General features: G+C 71.1%; 15 protein-coding genes and 1 rRNA gene. 8 read left to right on the top strand and 8 right to left on the bottom strand.

All coding sequences use genetic code 11. From position 1 onward, the window contains the following. Both rrf and ACZ5GT_RS37060 read left to right on the top strand, forming a co-directional pair. Nucleotides 1–86 (top strand): 5S ribosomal RNA (rrf, locus tag ACZ5GT_RS37065); the annotation flags it as partial. A gap of 68 nt (nt 87–154) precedes the next feature. Further along, nucleotides 155–697 carry a GNAT family N-acetyltransferase gene (locus tag ACZ5GT_RS37060; RefSeq protein ID WP_469035359.1) on the top strand — a complete coding sequence of 181 codons (543 nt, stop codon included), beginning with the start codon at nt 155–157 and terminating at the stop codon, nt 695–697. Between the two features lie 8 nt (nt 698–705). On the opposite strand, the gene ACZ5GT_RS37055 is transcribed toward ACZ5GT_RS37060, so the two are convergent. From ACZ5GT_RS37055 to ACZ5GT_RS37025, 7 genes are all read right to left on the bottom strand, one after another. Then, nucleotides 706–2,241 (bottom strand): type IV secretory system conjugative DNA transfer family protein, encoded by a 1,536-nt coding sequence (locus ACZ5GT_RS37055; RefSeq protein ID WP_469035358.1) that lies wholly within the window; start codon nt 2,239–2,241, stop codon nt 706–708. Between the two features lie 20 nt (nt 2,242–2,261). Beyond that, complete coding sequence (locus ACZ5GT_RS37050) at nt 2,262–3,683, bottom strand: ATP-binding protein (RefSeq protein ID WP_469035357.1); 1,422 nt, start codon at nt 3,681–3,683, stop codon at nt 2,262–2,264. 12 nt (nt 3,684–3,695) lie between these two features. Next, nucleotides 3,696–5,255 carry an SCO6880 family protein gene (locus tag ACZ5GT_RS37045; RefSeq protein WP_469035354.1) on the bottom strand — a complete coding sequence of 520 codons (1,560 nt, stop codon included), beginning with the start codon at nt 5,253–5,255 and terminating at the stop codon, nt 3,696–3,698. After that, nucleotides 5,252–6,589 carry a hypothetical protein gene (locus ACZ5GT_RS37040; RefSeq protein WP_469035351.1) on the bottom strand — a complete coding sequence of 446 codons (1,338 nt, stop codon included), beginning with the start codon at nt 6,587–6,589 and terminating at the stop codon, nt 5,252–5,254. The genes ACZ5GT_RS37045 and ACZ5GT_RS37040 overlap by 4 nt, the downstream gene beginning before the upstream one ends. Continuing rightward, a complete protein-coding gene (locus ACZ5GT_RS37035) occupies nt 6,579–7,406 on the bottom strand; it encodes a DUF8175 domain-containg protein (protein ID WP_469035349.1) in 828 nt (275 codons plus the stop codon). Before ACZ5GT_RS37035 ends, ACZ5GT_RS37040 begins: the two co-directional genes overlap by 11 nt. Nucleotides 7,407–7,608: 202 nt before the next feature. Then, nucleotides 7,609–7,917, bottom strand: coding sequence for a hypothetical protein (locus ACZ5GT_RS37030; RefSeq protein ID WP_014673544.1), 309 nt, complete (start codon nt 7,915–7,917; stop codon nt 7,609–7,611). Nucleotides 7,918–8,247: 330 nt separating this feature from the next. After that, the gene (locus ACZ5GT_RS37025; RefSeq protein ID WP_469035348.1) at nt 8,248–9,558 is read right to left on the bottom strand and encodes a S53 family peptidase; all 1,311 of its coding nucleotides are present in this window, start codon (nt 9,556–9,558) and stop codon (nt 8,248–8,250) included. A gap of 424 nt (nt 9,559–9,982) precedes the next feature. Between ACZ5GT_RS37025 and ACZ5GT_RS37020 the strand changes: the two genes are divergently transcribed. From ACZ5GT_RS37020 to ACZ5GT_RS37010, 3 genes are all read left to right on the top strand, one after another. Further along, the gene (locus ACZ5GT_RS37020) at nt 9,983–10,741 is read left to right on the top strand and encodes a trypsin-like serine peptidase (protein WP_469035345.1); all 759 of its coding nucleotides are present in this window, start codon (nt 9,983–9,985) and stop codon (nt 10,739–10,741) included. Nucleotides 10,742–10,890: 149 nt separating this feature from the next. Next, nucleotides 10,891–11,931, top strand: a complete 1,041-nt coding sequence (locus tag ACZ5GT_RS37015) for a C40 family peptidase (RefSeq protein ID WP_469035341.1) — start codon at nt 10,891–10,893, stop codon at nt 11,929–11,931. Nucleotides 11,932–12,123: 192 nt separating this feature from the next. Beyond that, a complete protein-coding gene (locus ACZ5GT_RS37010) occupies nt 12,124–12,831 on the top strand; it encodes a phosphatase PAP2 family protein (RefSeq protein ID WP_469035339.1) in 708 nt (235 codons plus the stop codon). A 528-nt stretch (nt 12,832–13,359) separates the two neighbouring features. On the opposite strand, the gene ACZ5GT_RS37005 is transcribed toward ACZ5GT_RS37010, so the two are convergent. Then, nucleotides 13,360–14,922 (bottom strand): FAD-binding oxidoreductase, encoded by a 1,563-nt coding sequence (locus tag ACZ5GT_RS37005; protein ID WP_469035336.1) that lies wholly within the window; start codon nt 14,920–14,922, stop codon nt 13,360–13,362. 344 nt (nt 14,923–15,266) lie between these two features. Here ACZ5GT_RS37005 and pstS point away from each other — a divergent pair, with 344 nt between their 5' ends. The 3 genes from pstS (at nt 15,267) to pstA (ending at nt 18,593) form a co-directional block, all read left to right on the top strand. Next, nucleotides 15,267–16,397: a phosphate ABC transporter substrate-binding protein PstS gene (pstS, locus tag ACZ5GT_RS37000; RefSeq protein WP_469035335.1), complete on the top strand. Its 1,131-nt coding sequence runs from the start codon at nt 15,267–15,269 to the stop codon at nt 16,395–16,397. Between the two features lie 130 nt (nt 16,398–16,527). Continuing rightward, complete coding sequence (pstC, locus tag ACZ5GT_RS36995; protein ID WP_469035333.1) at nt 16,528–17,535, top strand: phosphate ABC transporter permease subunit PstC; 1,008 nt, start codon at nt 16,528–16,530, stop codon at nt 17,533–17,535. After that, complete coding sequence (pstA, locus tag ACZ5GT_RS36990) at nt 17,532–18,593, top strand: phosphate ABC transporter permease PstA (RefSeq protein ID WP_469035332.1); 1,062 nt, start codon at nt 17,532–17,534, stop codon at nt 18,591–18,593. Before pstC ends, pstA begins: the two co-directional genes overlap by 4 nt. Nucleotides 18,594–18,629 lie beyond the last annotated feature (36 nt).

Below are 18,629 nucleotides of genomic sequence, written 5' to 3'. Positions count from 1 at the left end.
GTTACATTCCGAACCCGGAAGCTAAGCCTTACAGCGCCGATGGTACTGCAGGGGGGACCCTGTGGGAGAGTAGGACGCCGCCGAACAAATCTTGAAAAAGGCCCACACCGAAACCGGTGTGGGCCTTTTTGCGTTTCTGGTTACAGTGGCCCGTATGAACTGTCTGATCCGCTCCATCCGGTCCGACGAGTGGCCGGAGGCCAGAGCACTGCGGCTGACCGCGTTGCAGGACCCGGTCGCCCGCCTGGCCTTCCTGGACACCTACGAGGAAGCCGTGGCCAAGCCGGATTCCTTCTGGCAGGAGCGGGCCGCCCGGGCGGCACACGACGCGACCGGGGCGCAGCAGATCATCGCGCAGGGGCCGGACGGCGACTGGGTCGGCACGCTGACGGTGCTGGTCGAGGAGCCGGGTACGACGGACTGGGCCGGATTCCCCGTGGAGCGGAGGCAGGGGCACATCTTCGGGGTGTACATGCTGCCCGAATACCGGGGGATAGGGCTGACCGAGGTGCTGTTCGACGACGCGCTGGAGTGGGCGTGGCAGGCCGGCGTCGAGGGGGTGCGGCTGTTCGTGCACGAGGACAACGCGCGGGCCCAGCGGTTCTACCGCAAGGTCGGGTTCGAGCCGAGCGGGCGGGTCGTGCCGCTGGAGAAGTCGCCCGGCGAGTCGGAGTTCGAGTTCGTCCTGGAGCGGTAGGGAACGGTTCAGACCGGGAGTTCGTCGTGCGGCCAGCGGCTGCGGCCCTGTTCGCGGGATCGGAGCAGGGCCAGGGTGGGCAGGCCCACGTCGGCTCCGGTGGACAGGAGGTCCGGGAGCTGGGGAAGCGGGGCCACCGCGGCGACGTCGTCGAGGACGAGCGTCAGTGGTGGGTCGAGGCGACCGGAGGATGACCGTTCGGCCATGCGCCGGCCGCCTTCGACCACGCTGGAGACGAGGGCCGTCAGGAGCGGCATCGCGCCTGGACTGGTCCTGGGGTCCTCGACGGATTCCCCCACGACATAGAGCGTTCCCCCTTCGTGGACGAAGGAATCCAAGGCGAGGGCATCTGCTCGGTTGGGAGTACACGCCTCGCGGATGTTGACGGTGAAGAGGGACGACAGGGCACGGCTGGTCAGTTCCTGGGCCATGTCACGTCGTTCGGGGTGCGCGGTGAGCGCGGCCTCGAGTTCGCCGGCGGAGCCGGGGGCCGCCTTGGGGTTCTGGCGGAGGATGCGGACCGCGTCCTGGATCTGCGTTCCCTGGGCCCAGCGGTGGACGTGGCGGATGGTGCGGCCGTCGACGGCGGCGGCGTGGACGTAGCTGCGCAGCAGGGTCTCGGCGGTGGCCGCCACGGCCTGGTCGAGCTTGGCCGTGGGGCGGACCGGGGCCAGTATCGCCGCCGCGCGGGCCACGGCCGTCTGCTTGTCCTCGCAGCCCGCCGTGGGCGACCAGTGCAGCCGGGCCGGGGTGTCGCAGCGGTGGGCCGGGTCGTAGAGGTGGACGGGGCCCAGTTTCGCGCGGGCGTCCTTGGTGTCCGACCAGACGGCGGGGTTGGAGGTGACGACCAGGACGGGGCCCTCCGCGTCGCGTACCGCCTGCGCCGCGGTCGCCCGGCGGGCCTCCCTCGTCGCCACCACGGCCTTGTCCCATCCGCCGGTGCGTTCGCCGTCGAACGGGGGCGTGGCGGGCAGGGGCGTGGCGGTGAGAGGCGTGGCGGGCACGGTCGCGGGGGACGCCGGGTGGGGCAGTTCCGCGGGCGCCTGGGCCGCGCGGGGTGTGGGGACCTCGTGGCGCGGCGGCTGGACGTCGTCGTACGGGCCCGGGGGCTCCTCCTCGGCCTCCGGGGGCCGAGGAGCGGCCGTCGCCGCCCTCTCCAGCGCCGCCGTCCGCTGTGCGCGCCGCTTCAGGCGGCCGGCCCGCCAGCGGGCCAGCGTGCCCATCGTGAACACGGTCAGCACGAACAGCACCATCAACTGGCCGATGAACAGGCCCCAGAAGAGCCCGTACCCGGACAGCTGCCCGGCCGGGGTGTCCGGCCAGGCGCCGGGGATGTCGTGCGGCGCGCCGATGAGGTGGCGCATGGCGAGGGGGGTGCGGGCGAAGCGGACACCGTCCGGCCAGGCGCCGTTCGCCAGCAGACCGGCGAGCCCGGTGGCCGTCCACACCAGCAGAGTCATGCCGAGGAGGAAGGCGAGCAGGCCGATCAGCAGTCCGTCCGGGATGCCTCCCTGGCCGTCCCGCCGGCCCTCGTCGGGTCTCACCACTGCCCCTCCTCGCGTCCTCACGCCACCGTGGACTCGGACGAGCCGTCGAGGTGGTGTTCCACGAAGGCCGCCGCCCGCTCCTCCGCCTCCAGTTCGGCGGCGCGCAGGGCGTCGTCCTCGTCCGCCAGCCGGTCGCTCGACGACTCGGTCATCGCGCGGTCGGTGAACACCAGCGGGCGTTCCGTCTCGGTGATCAGGTGTTTGACGACCTGGACGTTTCCGTTGACGTCCCAGACGGCGATGCCGGGGGTGAGGGTCGGGATGATCTCCACCGCCCAGCGGGGCAGGCCGAGCACCCGGCCGGTCGCCCGTGCCTCGTCCGCCTTCTGCGCGTAGATCGTCCTGGTCGACGCCATCTTCAGGATCGCGGCCGCCTCCTTCGCGGCCGCTCCGTCGACGACGTCGGACAGGTGGTGGACGACCGCCACGAAGGACAGGCCCAGACGGCGGCCGAACTTCAGCAGCCGCTGGAACAGCTGTGCCACGAAGGGGCTGTTGATGATGTGCCAGGCCTCCTCGACCAGGAAGATGCGCTTCTTCCGGTCGGGGCGGATCCAGGTGTGCTCCAGCCACACGCCGACGATCGCCATGAGGATCGGCATGGCGATGGAGTTGCGGTCGATGTGGGACAGGTCGAAGACGATCAGCGGGGCGTCGAGGTCGATGCCGACCGTCGTCGGGCCGTCGAACATGCCCCGCAGGTCGCCGTCGACGAGACGGTCGAGGACCAGCGCCACGTCCAGGCCCCACGCCCGTACGTCGTCTATGTCGACGTTCATCGCCTCGGCGGACTCCGGTTCGGGGTGCCGCAGCTGCTCGACGATGTCCGTCAGGACCGGCTGGCGGTCGGTGATCGACTCGTTGACGTAGGCGTGCGCGACCTTCAGCGCGAAGCCGGAGCGCTCGTCGAGGCCGTGGCCCATCGCGACCTCGATGATGGTGCGCAGCAGCGCCAGCTGCCCGGTCGTCGTGATCGCCGGGTCCAGCGGGTTGAGCCGGATGCCCATGTCCAGGGCGGCCGTCGGGTCGAGCCGGATGGGGGTTATGCCCAGCTCCTCCGCGATCAGGTTCCACTCGCCCACGCCGTCCTCGCCCTGCGCGTCCAGGACGACGACCTGACGGTCGCGGAACCGCAGCTGGCGCAGGACGTAGGTCTTCTCCAGCGCCGACTTGCCGTTGCCGGACTCGCCGAGGACCAGCCAGTGCGGGGCCGGGAGCTGCTGGCCGTACAGCTGGAAGGGGTCGTAGATGTAGCCCTTGCCGGAGTACACCTCGCGGCCGATGATCACGCCGGAGTCGCCGAGGCCGGGGGCGGCGGTCGGCAGGTAGACCGCCTGGGCCTGGCCCGTGGAGGTGCGTACCGGCAGGCGGGTCGTCTCGACCTTCCCGAAGAGGAAGGCCGTGAAGGCGTCGGTGAGGACGGACAGCGGATCCCGCATCTTCAGCAGCTCCTACCTTCGAATGCCGGTGGCGAACGGGAGCGTGTTCACGAAGGCGCGGTGGTGCTCGCGGTCGCACCACTCCAGCTTCAGATACGACTTTCCGGCCGAGGCCCGGATGGTCCGCTTGTCGCGGGCCAGCGCCTCGGGAGAGCGGGAGGAGACGGTGATGTAGCCGACGAGGTTGACGCCGGCCGCGCCGCTGGCGAGGTCCTCGCCGCGCTGGTCCAGGCGGGTGTGGGCGGCCACGTCGCGCGGGTCGACGGTCCGGTTCATCTTGGCGGCGCGGGACGCCTCGGCCTCGTCGTTGGTCTTCTCGGTCAGCATGCGTTCGATGGCTACCTCGGTGGGCTCGAGATCCATCGTGACGGCGACCGTCCGGATGACGTCCGGGGTGTGGACCAGCAGCGGCGCGAGGAAGTTCACGCCGACCGGGGTCATGGGCCACTCCTTCACCCAGGCGGTGGCGTGGCACCAGGGGGCGCGGGTGGACGACTCGCGGGTCTTGGCCTGGAGATAGGTGGGCTCCATGGCGTCCAGCTCGGCCGGCCAGGCGTTGCGCTTGGTCATCGCCTGGATGTGGTCGATCGGGTGGTCGGGGTCGTACATGGAGTGGATGAGGGAGGCCAGGCGGCTCTGGCCGAGCGGCTGGCGCACCCGGATGTCGGCCTCCTGCAGGCGCGAGCAGATGTCGGTGAGCTCGCGGGCCATGACGATGGCCAGTCCGGCGTCCCGGTCGAGCTTGCGTCCGCCGTGCGGCCGGGCCGCCCGCGCCATCGCCTGCGCCTCGGCGGCGAGTTCGCGGGTGTAGTGCATGCAGGCGACAAGGTAGGCGCGGTGCTGCTCGCTGCTGGTCGACACCATCGACTGCAGCTGGTCGTACGACTGCTGCAGCCAGCCCGGCGCCCTGTCGTCGCCGCGCACGGCGACGTCCTTGGCGTGGGCGTCGGGGTCGGCGGGGAGGGTACGGGCGAGCATCTGCAGACGGGTGACGAAGCCGTCGCCGTTGGCGACGTGCTTGAGGAGGGTGCCGAAGCGGTCGACGAGGGCTTCCTGGTCCTCGGAGTCGCGCAGGCCGACGCCCGGGCCCTCGATCTCGATGGCGGCGGTGACCGTGCGGCGGTCGGCGTGCAGGAGCACGGCGATCTCGTCGGGGCCGAAGGGGGCGGCCAGCCAGGAGATGCGGCCGATGCCGGGCGGCGGGCCGATCTCGACCTCACGGCCGTCGAGGCGGGTGCCGGCCTCCACGGCGCCGGAGCGGTAGGTGGTGCCCTGCCGCAGGGTCCGCTTGTAACTGCGGTTGATCTCGAACCACTTGTAGAACGTGCGGTGCTTGTACGGCACGTAGACCGCGGCCAGCGCGATCAGCGGGAAGCCCGTCAGCAGCACGATGCGCAGGGGCAGGACCGGGACGAGCAGCCCGCACATCATGCCGAGGAACGCGCCCACGATGATCAGGGCGATCTCGCCCGACTCGCGGTTGCGGCCGACGATCGCGTTCGGCCGGGCGCGGCCGATGAGATACGTACGGCGGGGCGTGACCGGATGGGACAGGTGGGACTCGGTCGTCAACGCCCTTCACCTCCCGTGCGGTTGGTACTGCTGTTGCGGGTGCTGCTGGCGTGCGGGGTGTTCACCGGGCTGCTGCTGGAGCGGGGCGCGGGTGCGGCGGAGGGGACGGATCCGCCGCCACCGGTCGGGGTGCGGCTGCTGTGCGCGGCGACTCCGCCGGTGGCCGGGTTGGCCGGGCGCGCGCCGCCGGAGGCGGACTGGCCGCCGCCTCCGCCGTCGTTGGCGCGGGTGCTGTGCGTCTTGATGCCCTGCGCGACGAGGGTCGCCGGGGAGCTGATGACCGCGGCGGCCTTGCCCTCGGCGCCCTGCATGATGCGGTTGCTGCGGGAGCCGGCGATCTCGTCCCCGAAGCCCGGGACGAAGCGGTAGATCATCGCGCTGGCGAAAATGGCCAGCAGGATGATCGCGAGGCCGGAGACGACGGCGGAGAAGGAGTCGGGGCCGTCGTCGGTGGACAGCGCGCCGGCCAGCCCCAGCACTATCACGATGACCGGCTTGACCAGGATGACGGCGATCATGATGCCCGCCCAGCGGCGGACGTGGCCCCACAGGTTCTTGTCGACCAGGCCGGCGTAGACGACCGTGCCGAGGAGGGCGCCGACGTAGAGCAGGGCGGCCCGGATTACCAGCTCCAGCCACAGCACGCCCGCGGCGAGGATGCTCACCAGCGACACGACGATCAGCATGATCGGGCCGCCGCCGATGTCGTCGCCCTTGTCCAGGGCGCCGGAGAACGTGCCGAAGAACGTGTCGGTCTGGTCGCCGGTGGTCTTCGCCAGCACGTCGGTGACGCCGTCTGTCGCGGAGACCACGGTGTAGAGGATCAGCGGGGTGAACGCCGACGCCAGCACGGTCAGCCAGAGGAAGCCGATCGCCTCCGAGATGGCGGTGGTCAGCGGCACGCCGCGGACGGCTCGCTTGGCCACGGCCAGCAGCCACAGCAGCAGCGTCAGGATCGTCGACGCGGCGAACACGACGGCGTACTGCTGCAGGAACTTGGCGTTGGTGAAGTCGACGTTCGCGGTGTCCTTCACGGCCTCGCTGAGCTTGTCGACGGTCCAGGAGGCGGCGTCGGCACAGCCCTTGCCGAGGGAGGAGAGCGGGTCGAGGGTGGAGGTGAGGCTGGGGGTGGTGGAGCCGGTGGAGCCCTTGTCGCCGCTGCCGCGTTCGCAGTACTTCTTGGCGGGACCGGCGATGAGGGAGCACGGGTCCTTGCTCCTCGCCGGCGTCGGGCTGGGCTCGGCGAAGGCGCGCGTCGCCAGCACTACGGCAGTCGCCTGTACGGCGACCACGAGGCCGGTGAGTTTGAGCGCGCGGTGCTGGCTACCGGGCATAGGTGAACCCTCCGAACTCCTGGACCGCCTTGCCGATCTCGTCGGCACCTGAGACGGGGTTGTCGCCGGTGACGGGGGTGGGCCCGGTCTTCTGGCTGCTGTCGAGGACCTTCCAGTCGCCGCCGCTCCAGTTCAGCTTCATGGTCACGGTGAACCAGTTGCTGGTGACCGGGTTGGTGGAGTCCTCACCGGCGAGCCCGAAGAGGCCGTTGCACCAGACCTCCACGGTGGCCGTGGAGGTGCTGAAGGACGTGACCTTGGTGCCGGCGGGCAGTGTCCGGTTGACGAACGTGGTGCCTGCGGACGCGCTGCCGTCGTCCTTGAGGCCGATCTTCTTCAAGAAGTCCGCCGAGTAGTCGGCGTCGAAGCCGGACTGCAGCCGGTTCAGGGAACTGGGGTCCGCGATGGTCTGCACGATCTCGTGGCGCCGAGAGGCTTTGAACATGCCGTCGGATCCCAGGACCGTCGCATAGTTCGCCGCCGCGCTCTGGGCGCCCTGTTTGTCGTGGGCGTAGCCGGTGGGGATGGCCGAGGTCTTGGACTGGACCGGCTTCGTGCCGGTGGCTGCCGTTGCCGCCGTCTCCGGCTTGTCCTGGCCTTCGCCGACCGACGAGGAATCGTCGCCTCCACGGTTCGCGAAGGCGATCGCGGCGATCAGCAGGACCACCACCCCGACCACCGTGACCAGGCTGCGTGACGACCGGCCGCCGCGCCGGGCGCCCCCGTACACGTCGCCGCCGCCTCCGGGCAGCCGGGTACGGGTCTGGCCCGTGCCTCCGTAACCGCCGGAGGCCTCGTGCTCGTCTCCGAGACTCATGCCGCGTACGCCCCCTCGACGTCGTGCGGGAAGTCGTGCAGAAACACGTCGGAGTACGACGGTAGCCGTGCTGGTTCCCGCGCGGGCGCGGTGTGGTGACTCGACATCAGGGAGACGCAACCTCAGCCGGTGGGCACGACGGGTGGGTGGGGGTGCAGGGGACCGGGCGTGCCCGGAAGGGACCGGAGGAACGGGCGGGCCGTCAGACGGCCATTCCGTACACGATGGTGAACAGCGTGCCGAGTGAACCGATGATGAAGACGCCTGTCAGGCCCGCGATGATGAGGCCCTTGCCCTGTTCGGCGCTGAAGGTGTCGCGCAGGGCGGTGGCGCCGATGCGCTGCTTCGCGGCGCCCCATACGGCGATCCCGAGGCAGAGCAGGATGGCGACCGCCATGACCACCTCGATCATCACCTTGGCCTCGTTGCCCAGGCTGCCGAAGGGGCCCCAGTCCGGAGCGATCCCGCCGATGATGGTGTTGATGTCTCCCTTGTCGGCCGCAAAGAGCATGTAAGTCACCGCCCCTGGTGGGTAGTTCCGCAGTCCCCTGCGGGAGTGCAGAGGTCAGGCCCATTGTCGCTGACAATGCCGCCGTCGCATGTCGACTTGGCGTCATTGCTTTGCGGGTTTCGTACGAAAAGCATCGTCCGGTCACTCTGTGTATCACGGCCGGTCACGCCGGGCAATGAGGCCTGGGCGGAACCTTCGTGTGGTTCCGTCGTTGACGTTCCTTATGGCCGGGTGGGGTTTCTGACGGCTGGTCGGGTGAGATGTCCGGGACGATGGTCTCACGCGAAAGGGGCCCCGGCGGTATGCCGAGGCCCCTCCGTGCGGGGGCGGTCAGCCGGTGAAGGCGGACACGCCCTCGGGGGTGCCCCAGCCGGTCGGGCCGTCGTACCCCGACCGGGCCGTGCACAGGTAGGTGGTGGAGCAGGTGCCGTTGTTGCCGCTGGTGACGTCGTTCAGCGCGGAGGTGCCGGCCTTGGTGTAGGGGAAGGAGGCCGGGTAGCTGCCGCTGGACGGCGTGCCGGCCAGGGCGTAGACGCCGGCGATGATGGGCGCCGAGGCGCTCGTGCCGCCGAAGGTGTACCAGCCGGCGGTGATGCCGTAGGAGTCGTAGACCGAGACGCCGGTGGCCGGGTCGGCGACCGCCGCCACGTCCGAGATCGTGCGCTTGGCGCAGCCGGTGTCGGTCTGCCAGCTCGGCTTGGCGTCGTAGGAGGAGCAGCCGGAGCCGGTGCCCTCGGTGCTGGACGTCTTCCAGACCGTCTCGGTCCAGCCCCGGGTGGTGGAGGACGCGGACAGGGCGGTGCCGCCGACCGAGGTCACGTACTTCGAGGCGGCCGGGTATTCGGCGCCGTAGCCGCTGTCGCCGGCGCTGATGGTGATGGCGACGCCGGGGTGGTTGAAGTACGAGGAGTCGTAGGAGCTGTCGGAGGAGGACTCCGAGCCGCCGTAGCTGTTGGAGACGTACTTCGCGCCGAGGGTGACCGCGCGGTTCACGGCGGTGCCCAGGTTGGCCATGGTGGCGGAGGTCGCCTCGACGAGCAGGATGCCGCAGTTCGGGCAGATGGCGGACGCCATGTCGAGGTCGAGGGAGATCTCCTCGGCCCAGCCGGAGTCCGCGGAGGGCAGGGAGGTCGTCGAGCCGGTCTGGCTGACCTTCTTGAAGCAGCCGTTGGCGGTGGTGCAGGTGGACAGGCCGTAGTAGGAGCGGTACTTGGCGAGGTCGGCCTCGGCGTTCGGGTCGTCGTAGGCGTCGACGACGGCGATGGTCTCGCCGGAGCCGTTGGAGGCGGCGGCGGAGGTCAGGCCGTAGGCGGACTGCAGGTCGCTCGGGCCGTAGCCGGAGGGGGTGGAGGCGTCGGCGGCCTTGGGGGTGACGCCGGTCCGCTGCGCCTGCCGCTTCTGGTAGGCCGTCAGGCCACCCGTGACGCGGAAGGAGTCGCAGGCGAGTTCACCCTGGTGCCGGGGGGTGGCACAGGGAGTGGCGGTCCAGGTCGCCTTCGACGGGGTGGCCGTCGGGGCTGCGTCGGCCTGGGCGGCGGCGCCGAAGCCGGTGAGCAGCAGGGCGGCCGTGGCCACCGCGGCCGTGCCCAGACGGCGCCAACCGCTGCGCGCGGCCGTTCTGTTGGGGGGAGTGGAACGCATCGTGCAGCCTCCTGGTGTTCCTGGTCGGAGTGAACAGGGGCGGTGCGGGTGCGAGGCCGTCGGTACGGGGTCCCCGGCGGCGGGCGGCGGCCCGGGCACACCCTCGCTTGTCGGGTACGCGACAACAAGACGAGTTGCGGAATCCTGACGTCCGCATTACTGAAGGGAGCTGTGGATTGCCCGGCGATGACGGTCGGGTGGCGGGACGATGGCTGCGGCTTGACCGGACGCACAGGCGGCCCACAGGAGGTCAGCGGGGGTGGAAGCCGCTGTGGGCCGGGTGCCGGCGGGGTGACCCGGCGTGAGGAGAGGCGGGCGAGGGCGGGCGCCGGTACCGTGGAGGAGGCGCCGGGTGTCCCGGCGACGCCGTTCGCGCAGGTGGTTTCGTGCAGCCGGTGAGATGGAGGGACGAGAGGCAGCCGCCATGACCGTGTCGCCGGAGCGTAAGCATGCCTCCCGCATCGCCGGGCCCCTGTGCGTGGCCGTGACGCTGCTCGTGCCGGCGCTCACCTCCGCCTCCCTCGCCGCGGCCGACGACGGCCCCGGGCCCCTCGGCGTCACCGCGGTCCTGCCCGCCACGGCGGCCGGCGCGCGGGTCGGGGCCCTGTTCGGGGCCGACGGGCACTTCTGCACCGCCTCCGTCGTACGCAGTCCGCACCGCGACCTCATAGTCACCGCCGCCCACTGTCTGGGCGGGGGCGGCGACCTGACCTTCGTGCCCGGGTACCGGGACGGCGCGGCCCCCTACGGCGTCTGGCGCATACGCGAGCGGTTCGTGCCCGACGGATGGAGCGAGGGGCGCGACGAGGACAGCGACATCGCCTTCGCCGTCCTCGAGCACCAGGGGGGCCGGGGCGTCGAGGACGTCGTCGGCGGGAACCGGTTCACCACCGGGACGGCGACCGGGGCCACCCCGGTGACCGTCATCGGGTATCCCGACGCACGCGAGGTCCCCGTCGCCTGCACCCAGCGGCCGACCCCGTACGGCCGCACCCAGCAGCGCATCGAGTGCCCCGACCTCACCGGCGGCACCAGCGGCAGCCCGTGGGTCGACGGCGACGACCGGGTCGTCGGCGTCCTCGGCGGCCACGAGCGGGGCGGGTCGACCGACGACGTCTCCTACAGCGTGGTGCTCGGCGCGGAGGCCGCGGAGCTGTACCAGGAGGCGTCGGGAGGACTCTGAGGGCCTTTCAGGGCTGCGGGAGCCCTCCCAGAGCCTCAGAGCCTCAGAGCCTCAGAGCCCCAGAGCCCCGGAGGACCCTCCGGATCCCCTCACGGGCTCATCCCTTCCGCGTGATCACCCCGGATCGCCGGACCCGCCCCTACACTGACGTGGGCGACGGACTCCCGGACGGTGAGGGGCGGTTGACGGTGCGTAAGGCATGGATCGTGGTGACCGTTGCGGTCGGCTCCGCACTGTCCTTCGTGATGCTGCTCGTCGTCGGGGTGTACGTGGTCGCCGGCAACCTCTCGGGCGGCGTCGGCGGCGGCACCAAGGCCCTCGCCAAGGGGGCGGTGCCCGCGGCCTACGCGGCCATCGTGCAGAAGTGGGGCAACCTGTGCCCCGCCATCAACCCCGCCCTGCTCGCCGCCCAGCTCTACCAGGAGAGCGGCTTCAACCCCAACGCCAGGAGCGCCGCCGCCGCGGAGGGGATAGCGCAGTTCATCCCCGGGACCTGGGCCACGCACGGCATCGACGGCAACGGCGACGGCAAGCGGGACGTGTGGGATCCGGAGGACGCGATCCCGTCGGCGGCCTCGTACGACTGCAAACTCGCCTCGTACGTGAAGGACGTACCCGGGAACCTGACCGAAAACATGCTGGCCTCGTACAACGCCGGGGCCTACGCGGTGATCAAGTACGGGGGCGTGCCGCCGTACGCGGAGACCCGGAACTACGTCAAGACGATCACGACGCTCGAGGAGAGCTTCGCCGCGCCCGTCAGCCGGGTCGATCCGTCCGAGCAGGCGGCCGGGGCCATCGCCTACGCGCAGAAGAAGCTCGGCACGCCCTACCTGTGGGGCGGCGAGGGAACTGCCGCCGACGGCGGGCGTTTTGACTGCTCGGGACTGACGAAGGCGGCGTACGCGAGCGTCGGCGTCACCCTGCCGCGGGTCGCCAACGACCAGTACAACGCCGGGCCGCACCCCGCGCGTGACGAACTGCTCCCGGGCGACCTGGTGTTCTTCTCGGACGACCTCACCGACTCCCGCGCCATCAGGCATGTGGGGATCTATGTGGGCGGTGGCTATATGATCGACGCTCCGCGCACGGGCGCGGTGATCCGGTTCGATCCGATCGACACCCCGGACTACTTCGGGGCCACCCGGGTCACCGAGGATGGCGCGAAAGCGCTGCCCACCACGGTGTGAACCGAGCGTGAACCCACCCCCTGAGCTGCGGTGATGAGTCTCTCTTCGATAACGTCTGCGTGATCATTCGGTGGAGGGTGGAACGTATCGACGGGAGCCGTGCGTTCCTGTTTGCGTAGCCGGACCACGGGGGTGGCAGGAGCGGCGCGCGCAAGGGCGCGCCGGGAGAGACGACGAAGGGGCCGCAGCACCATGGCTGGACTCGCCGAATCCGGGTCGAACCCCGACGTCGACCTGCTCTACGACATCAACGGGCTGGCCAAGGACGCCCCGCACTGGTTCGACCGCGTCATGGAGTACGTCGGGGAGTACGGGCTGCTGCTCGCCATGGTGCTCCTGGTGCTGTGGTGCTGGTGGTCGGTGCGCCGGCGGGGCGCCGAGGACGCGGCGTCGTCCGTGGCCGCGCTGGTGTGGGCGCCGCTGGCGGCCGGGATCGCGGTCCTGGTGAACGTGCCGATACGGGGCTTCGTCGAGCGGCCCCGGCCCTTCCTCCAGCACCAGGGGCTGGACGTCCTGGTCTCCGGCAAGACCGACTACTCCTTCGTCAGCGACCACGCGACGATCACCATGGCCATGGGCGTCGGACTCTTCGTCGCCAACCGGAAGTTCGGGCTCGTCGGGATAGGGCTGGCGCTGCTGGAAGGGTTCTGCAGGGTCTACATGGGCGTGCACTACCCGACGGACGTCGTGGGCGGGTTCGCGCTCGGCACGGCGGTGGCCCTGCTGCTGTCGCCGCTGGCGATGGCCCTGCTGACGCCGCTGATGAAGGCGGTGGAGCGGTCGCCGCGCGCCGGGCTGCTGATCCGGGCCCGGGGCGGCTCCCGCGTCGGCCGGGACGCGGTTCTCGCCGGGACCCGCGAGGGGGCCGTGGGCTCCGAGGAACGGGACCTGGCCGCGTAGCGGCCACCGCGGCGCCTGAGGGCGGGCATCCGCGGGCGCCGACAGGTGCGGCGGCCCCGCGGGCATGCGCGCGGCGGCGCTTCGCCGTCGGTACTTGCGGTGGCGCTTCACCGTCGACCGGTGCGGTGGGCCCTGCCTCGCCCCGTGGGTCCGGCGGCCCTTCGGGGCCAGCGCGTGCGGTGGCCCCTCACCGCCGACCGGTGCGGCGGCGCTTCGCCGGTACGGCGTGCGGCGGCGTTTCAGCGTCGGCGTGCGCCAGCGGGCCCTCCACTCACAGCCGCGCGGCGGCCCCCGCCGCCGGCGCCTGCGGCGGGATCGCCACCGTCGGCCGGTGCGGCGGGTCACCACCGTCGGCCGGTGTGGTGGGTGGCCGCGGTCGGCCGGTGTGGCGGATCGCCGGATCGCCACCGTCGGCCGGGGCGCGGGGCGCGGGGCCGGGGCGCGGGGCCGGGGCGCGGGGCCGGGGCGCGGGGCCGGGGCGCGGGGCCGGGGCGCGGGGCGCCCGGGGCGCTGCTGCCGGCAGGGTGACTACAGCGCTTGCGGGTAGGTGAAGAAGCGGTTCGGGTCGTACTGCTTCTTCAGCTGGGTCAGGCGCGTGACCGCGTCCCCGTAGTACGCCTTGCGCCAGTTCGTCAGCGTCGGGTCGGTGTAGTTCTGGTACGCCGCTCCGGACGCGTACGGCTTCATCGCGTCGTGGGCCGACGCCAGCCAGGAACGCGCCGTCGAGCCCGAGCCGCTCGCCGGCCAGGACGCGATGTACTGGGCCAGCATCCGAGAGCGGCGGTGGACGAAGGCCGTCGCGGTGGGCGAGACGCGGTTGACCGCGCCGCCGAGGGCCGTCAGGGCGATGCTGCCGGAGCCGCCGCGCACCGAGGTCAGCTGCGCGAGGAGGGTGCGGATGCCCGCGGAGGAGATCGAGCGGTCGAAGAAGTCGGACCGCGCCGCGTACGTCTCCCGCTTCAGCGCGCCCCGCGGGTCGCGGCCCGGCGTCGGGCCGGGCAGGTGGCACTGGGCCTGCGTGGAGAAGGAGGAGCAGCCGGCGTACAGCTCCATGGACTCCTCGTAGCCCCGGCGGTGCAGGGAGACGCCCGTCGCCGGGGCGCCCACCCGGTCGGCGAGGCGGTCCACCGCGTTCTGCAGTTCGCCGTAGGTGCCGAGGGAGAAGGCGGCGACGGAGACGGCCGGGGTGGAGCCCGGGGTGTTCGACAGGTGCAGGGAGGACCAGATCTCGTCCGGCTGGCCCGGGCCCCACTCCTGCCAGGCGGCGACCACCGCGGCCGCCTTCGACCACGGCCAGGTCAGATAGCCCGTCACGGCCTGCGGGGCCGGGTGCGTGCGGAAGCGCAGCTCCGTCACCACGCCGAAGTTGCCGTTGCCCGCGCCGCGCAGGGCCCAGAAGAGGTCCTTGTTCTCCTGGGCGTCGGCGGTCAGCTGCTTGCCGTCCGCCGTGATCAGCGTGGCCCCGGTGAGGCTGTCGCAGGTCAGCCCGTAGGCGCGGGAGACCACGCCGTGGCCGCCGCCGAGCACCAGGCCGGAGACGCCCACGGTGGGGCACGACCCGGCGGGTATGGTCGCGCCCTTCGCGGCGAGCGCCCGGTAGACGTCGATCAGTTTGGCGCCGGCGCCGACGACCGCCTCGCCGCCGCTCGCCCGTACGCCGCTCAGCTTCGAGACGTCGACGATCAGCCTGCCGTTGCCGGAGGACCAGCCCGCGTAGGAGTGGCCGCCGTTGCGGATCACGACGCGGACGCCGTGGGCGCGGGCGTACGCCAGTGTCGTGCGGATGTCGTCGGCGTGCGCGACGTAGGCCACCGCGGCGGGCTTCAGGCCGTCGAAGCGGGTGTTGTACAGCTGGTGCGCGGTGGCCCACCGCGCCTCTCCCGGCCGGACCAGCACGCCGTCCAGGTCACGGGCGAGGGCGGACCAGCTCGCGGCGGTGGCCGGGGCGTGGCCGGCCGCCACCGGCAGGCCGGAGGAGGAGGCCGAGACGGTGCGGGTCGAGGCGTCCGCGGGGCCGCCGCCGCTGCACCCGGCCGTCGCGACCGCCGCGAGCGCGGCCGCGCCGCCCGATATGAACGTACGCCGTTCCATGTAGCGCCTCCTGTCGGCTCTCCTGGAACGAGACGGCCCATCGGCTCCCCGGGTTCCAGCGGTCGGCGATCCGTTCGAGAGCCCGTACGCGCGTGCGGGCGCGCGGTCCCCGGTCCGCCGGTACCGGAATCTGTGTGTGCCCTCCTCGTAAGCGTTCCGTGACCTAACCACACCGTCTGCAGGGGTTCACCTTGCGTTCATTTACGGCCATAGGCGCCTTCACCTGATCTGCCTAATTTCGGCCTTACGCGATGCGGGGCGTCCGTCGCAGGACGCGTCCACATCACCCAGTCTTCGCACGCCGTCGGATTCAGGTCGGCGGCTCCTGGAAGGAACTCCCTCAAGTGAAGCTTCAGCGCATGAACCGGCGGGCCCTCGCTCTCGGTGCTCTCGCCGTCTCCGGCGCCCTGGCCCTCACGGCGTGCGGCTCGGACGACACCGGTGGCGGCAAGGACGGCGGCAAGAGCGCCTCCTCGACCGCGGGCGCCTCCTCGATCAAGTGCGACGACGCGAAGGGGCAGCTGCTGTCCGACGGTTCTTCCGCGCAGAAGAACGCTGTCGACGCCTGGGTGAAGAACTTCTCGCAGGCCTGTGGCGTGCAGATCAACTACAAGGCGGGCGGCTCCGGCGCCGGCGTCACCGCCTTCACGCAGGGCCAGATCGCCTGGGCCGGTTCCGACTCCGCGCTGAAGCCCGAAGAGGTCACCGCCTCCAAGAAGGTCTGCTCCGGCGGCCAGGGCATCGACCTGCCGATGGTCGGCGGCCCGATCGCGGTCGGCTACAACCTCTCCGGCGTGGACAACCTGGTGCTGGACGCCCCGACCCTCGCCAAGATCTTCGACAGCAAGATCACCAAGTGGAACGACGCGGCGATCAAGAAGCTGAACCCCGACGCGAAGCTTCCCGACCTCAAGATCCAGGCGTTCCACCGCTCGGACGAGTCCGGCACCACGGACAACTTCACCAAGTACCTGATCGCCGCGGCCCCGGACAACTGGAAGTACGAGGGCGGCAAGGCCTGGCAGGCCAAGGGCGGCCAGTCCGCCGCGCAGTCCTCCGGTGTGGCCCAGCAGGTCAAGCAGACCAACGGCGCCATCGGCTACTTCGAGCTGTCCTACGTCGGTGACGGCGTCAAGGCCGTCAGCATCGACACCGGCGCCGGCACCCCGGTCGCGCCCAGCAGCGACAGCGCCACCAAGGCGATCGCCGACGCCAAGGTCGTCGGCACCGGCAAGGACCTCTCGCTGCAGCTGAACTACGCGACCAAGGCCGAGGGCGCCTACCCGATCACCCTGGTCACCTACGAGATCGTCTGCGACAAGGGCACCAAGGCCGACGCTCTGCCGAACGTCAAGTCCTTCCTGCGCTACATCGCCTCCGAGGACGGCCAGGGCATGCTGTCCGACCTCAAGTACGCCCCCATCCCCGCCGACATCATCGCCAAGGTCCGCACCACCATCGAGGGCCTGAGCTGATCCGAGTGCGGTCCGGCCCGGTCACCCGGGCCGGACCGCATCGTCCGGTGCACCGCCGCCAGGAGCCGCACACCGAGTACGGCTCCGCAGAGCCGCACATCGAGTGCGGGTCCGCAGACCGGAGAACCCGATGGACATAACCACACAGAACACCCAGGCTCCCCCTTCCGTATCCCAGCCGGCCGACGCTGAGCAGAAGCGCGCGGCCCGCGGCGCCACCCGGCCCGGCGACCGGATCTTCCTCGGTCTGTCCCGTGGGTCGGGCATTCTGCTGCTCGTGATCATGGCCGCGATCGCGGTCTTCCTCGCCTACCGCGCCTCGCTCGCGATCAGCAAGGACGAGGGCAACTTCCTCACCACCTTCGAGTGGAACACCAACCTGATCCCGCCGAAGTTCGGCATCGCCGTGCTGGCGTTCGGCACGGTGGTCTCCTCGGTCATCGCGATGGCACTCGCGGTGCCGATCGCGGTCGCCATCGCGCTGTTCCTCACGCACTACGCCCCGCGCAAGCTGCGCGGCCCGATCGCCTACGTCGTCGACCTGCTCGCCGCCGTGCCGTCCATCGTCTACGGCCTGTGGGGCGCGCTGATCCTGGTCCCGCACATGAACGGCCTGTTCGGCTGGCTGAACGACTACTTCGGCTGGACCGGGATCTTCTCCTGGGACGGTGGCGCCCCCCGCTCGATGCTCACCGTGGGCATCCTGCTCGCGATCATGATCCTGCCGATCATCACCAACGTGAGCCGCGAGGTCTTCCGCCAGGTCCCGCAGATGCACGAGGAGGCGGCCCTCGCCCTCGGCGCCACGCGCTGGGAGGTGGTCCGCATGGCCGTGCTGCCCTTCGGCCGCTCCGGTGTGATCTCCGCCTCGATGCTCGGCCTCGGCCGCGCGCTCGGCGAGACGATGGCCGTCGCCACCGTGCTCTCCCCGGACTTCCTGATCCACGGCAGCCTGCTCAACCCGGGCGGCGGCACCTTCGCCCAGAACATCGCCTCCAAGTTCGGTGAGGCGACGGAGCAGGGCCGGGACGCGCTCATCGCCTCCGGTCTGGTCCTGTTCGTCATCACCCTGCTGGTCAACGGCGCGGCGCGCATGATCATCGCCCGCCGCAAGGAGTACTCGGGGGCCAACGCATGAGCCACGCCGCCATCGCCGACAAGCGCCCCAGCACCCTGCGCGGCGCCCAGCTGCCGAAGTGGTTCCCGTGGGCGGTCGCCGCCGGGTCGGCCGCCCTGGGCATCGGCGTCAGCGCCGCCGCCGGGCTGCACAGCAGCATCCAGTGGGCCCTGATCGCCGCGATCCTGTTCATCCTCGGCACGTTCGCCATCGCCGCCCGCGTCGAGGGCCGCCGCCAGGCCAAGGACCGCATCGCGACCGCCCTGGTCTGGGTGGCCTTCCTGCTCGCCGTGGTGCCGCTGGTCTCCCTGGTGTGGACGACCCTCTCCCGCGGTGTGAAGGTCCTCGACGTCTACTTCCTGACCCACTCCATGGGCGTCGTCACCGACGCCGAGCCCGGCGGCGGCATCTACCACGCCATCGTCGGCAGCCTGGAGCAGGTCGGCCTCGCCACCCTGATGGCCGCGCCGATCGGCATCCTGACCGCGATCTACCTGGTCGAGTACGGGCGCGGCAACCTCGCCCGCGCCGTCACCTTCTTCGTCGACGTGATGACCGGCATCCCGTCGATCGTCGCCGGTCTGTTCATCCTCAGCATCATGCTGATCTTCGAGATGCAGCCGTTCGGCTTCGCCGGGTCGCTGGCGCTGGCCATCCTGATGATGCCGGTGGTCGTGCGCTCCACCGAGGAGATGCTCAAGCTCGTCCCGAACGAGCTGCGCGAGGCGTCCCTGGCGCTCGGCATCCCGAAGTGGCGCACCATCCTGAAGGTGGTCCTGCCGACCTCCATCGGCGGCATCACGACCGGCGTCATGCTGGCGATCGCCCGTATCGCGGGCGAGACCGCGCCGGTACTGCTGCTGGTGTGGGGCAACTCGTTCATCAACACGAACCCCTTCGAGGGCGCGCAGCAGGCGCTGCCGCTCTACATCTACCAGCAGTACGCCAACAGCTCGGGTTCGACGGCGGCGTACGACAGGGCGTGGGCGGCCTCGCTCACCCTGATCGCCTTCGTGATGATCCTCAACCTGGTGGCCCGCGGCATCGCCCGCTGGAAGGCACCGAAGACCGGTCGCTGACGCGGCCAACAGCGACTGAAGACTGATGGAAGTGAA

Source organism: Streptomyces sp. NPDC031340 (genome assembly GCF_055569945.1).
The sequence above is the reverse complement of the archived record's forward strand: the minus strand, read 5'-3'. Positions and strand labels throughout refer to the sequence as shown.